The 2,744-nt window shown below is 30.3% G+C and carries 1 protein-coding gene; it reads left to right on the top strand.

Going from position 1 to position 2,744, the window contains the following annotated elements; translation table 11 throughout:
• Positions 1-509 precede the first annotated feature (509 nt).
• Complete coding sequence (locus ACH0CI_RS28060) at positions 510-1,208, top strand: DUF6944 family repetitive protein (protein ID WP_406902644.1); 699 nt, start codon at positions 510-512, stop codon at positions 1,206-1,208.
• The last annotated feature ends 1,536 nt before the right edge of the window (positions 1,209-2,744 follow it).

Below are 2,744 nucleotides of genomic sequence, written 5' to 3'. Positions count from 1 at the left end.
TTACACTTCTGAGAACAATATTTTGCATTTTTATTATAGCTTTTAAATTCAGAATCGCAAATCTGACAAAAAAACTGTGCCAACTTACTAATCACTCCTACTAAAATATTACTGATTTCAGCTGTTCGACTATACGAGATGAATTTTAAAGCTTGTTGGTAATGAAGTCCATTATGATAATTAGGTTTTTATGTTATATGCCCTCAAAAAATAGAAAAAACCCCTGGTGCCTGTTCAGGAGTTTCTTCATGGATTATACTAGGCGAGATGATGATATGAATCATCTTGGATAGTGTTCTCGAAAAATGAAGTTTTATTCGTATAGGCAAGTTACCTATATGATTACTAAAGAATACACTAATATAGGCTTATACTTTGCTCTTAGTATTAAGTTTATTGCCCTAGAATCCTTATATTTTGTTTTTCTTAAAAGTACCCTTTGTATTTTAGATTCTAATGGGTACTTTTTATCATCAGAAAGTATGTCTTTAACGACAGGATAGATCATTATGGATAATCAGTTAAAAGAAATCTTTGGTGCTTGGTTAGCAGCTATTGGAACCGTCACATCTGCTGTAGGCAGTACTCCCTTCCGTTCATTAGGAAGCAGCTTCAGAAAAGATTTAAATTTGATTGGGAATGAACTACAGGCTGTGGGAAATGCTCTAGAGGCTGATGGACAAGGGGAAGAGAACCTTGAGAGGCTTGGGAATGAACTTCAATCTGTTGGGAATGTGATCGTAATTTCTGGGCTTGTCGTGGATTTTAAAGATACAACACAACAGAAACTGATTATTAGTGGAAATTGGATTCAAGCTTTAGGTGGAGCTACTGCTTTAGGAGATGAATTTCAAGATACGTCAAATATAAATGAAATCTATAATATCATTGGAAATTTGCTTCAAGTCATTGGAAATTCACTTCAAGCTTTAAGTGGCGTAAATGAATTGAAAGCCAGTTATATAGATAACAAAGAATCATCTGAAAAAGAAGAAGATAATACTATATGGTCATTAGATGTTGTTGGAAGTTGGATTCAAGCAATTGGATCTGTTATTTCATTAATTGGACAGATTCAAGAAGAAAGTGAAGAACAAAGCAATGAAGACGAAGAAACTGATTCTACAGAGAGTGATAAAAAACAAGACAATGCCTCACAAGAGGATAGGAGGAGATATGAGGATGTCATACCAAATAAACATTTTTAATATGGATATTAACTATTGCAGTAAAGATGGAAACATTAATGTAGATCGTACAATAAATATAAATAATTACTTAAAGGATAAAGACAATAATATAAATTCTTCAGTAGCCAATAATCAAAAGCAGTAAATTTTTATTTTCTAAATGTTTAAAGTAACTGTTAGAATCAAAATTCCTAGCAGTTACTTCTTCTTATAGATTTGAATATTACAAATAGAAAACAGAAGAAACCACTGGGACTAGCAGTAGTTTCTTCTAGTGCAAACTATGTTTTTATTAATGACCTTAATCATTATGAGTAGTTTGTTTAAACGAATGAATTTTATGCCATAAGTAATAATTCATAAAAAAAGAAAGCTACCAGGGAGGGGAGCTTTCTTTTTCATAAGGTTGCAGTGGAAGACGCCCTTTAGTAGGCATCATGAATAGTTTGCTCAAAGTGTTTTTTGATATTCAAGTTGTTTATTTTTATATTTCTTTATAATTTTGAGTCTTTTTACTTCTTCATTCCTCTATACGTACAGGGTTATAACCATAAACCTTAGCAAGATCAGTGTAGATAGAGAATATTAAAACGCTAATCCAAATTGCTCCGCCAATTAAAAAGAACAGATATTTAAATAGATTTTTCATCTTTTGATTCCTTTCAACAAAAGAAAAAAACACTTATTTCTTCAAGTGATTTTTTCTTTTTTAATACGCATTCATGGATACTAAAAGCTTCTTCTTTTTTTAATTTGCATCGAATATGTTTTTTAATTCATCTAAAACAGAAACAACACTTGATCTTATGAGACCAAGTGTTGTTTCTGTTTTATTCTGTAAGGTTGTTGAGTCCTCTTTTTAAATACTATGTTTATTTTGGATAGAGCATAACTTTTTACTTAATCTTACCTAAAAAAAACCATCCAATAGTCTTGTTTCCTTTAGGTACACGTGCCTTATATCCCGCATATCATGTTAATGTGACACGAATATTTTTCATTAAATTGGTACGCTCCTTAGACATGTCCCCTATTGGTCAGAGTATTGTTTAATGGGAAAATTTCATTCTTAAAAAAGCTCAAAGGTTCTTTGAGCTTTTTTAAGAATGGTTTTATATTTGAGTATTTCTTTTAGCAGGAGATAGTATTTTGTATTTAAATACTAGCACTATATTTTTAGAACAAAAAGAAGTGCGAGTAGAACAAAAGCTAACTAATAATACCGGAGCAGCTAGTTTTAGCTAGTTAAATGAAAGTGAAAGTATAATGCTAGCTTTTTAAAAGATAGTACAAGCACTAGCAAAGTAGATGTAATTAAATTGTTACTCCATCATCCAAAAGAACGTTCAAAATGAGTGTATTGAAGTTGTTAATTTGATGATTTACTTATCTTGAATAGTTTACTCAAGGCACAAATACATATAAATAAAACAATAAAAAATTTAGATTTAACAATAAAAATTTATTGTTTAACAATAAATTAGATGTTATAGTTTATTTGAAAACAAACATGTGAGGTGTATTTTATGAAAAAAGGTTCAACATTATTTCTAA

The sequence above is a fragment of the Priestia sp. 179-F W1.4 NHS genome (genome assembly GCF_045369295.1).
GTDB classification, from domain to species: Bacteria; Bacillota; Bacilli; order Bacillales; family Bacillaceae_H; genus Priestia; species Priestia zanthoxyli.
The sequence above is the reverse complement of the archived record's forward strand: the minus strand, read 5'-3'. Positions and strand labels throughout refer to the sequence as shown.

What these genes read in the sequence shown, in the direction of transcription:
- ACH0CI_RS28060 (WP_406902644.1), top strand. Translation starts at nt 510, where the DNA reads ATGGATAATCAGTTAAAAGAAATCTTTGGTGCTTGGTTAGCAGCTATT.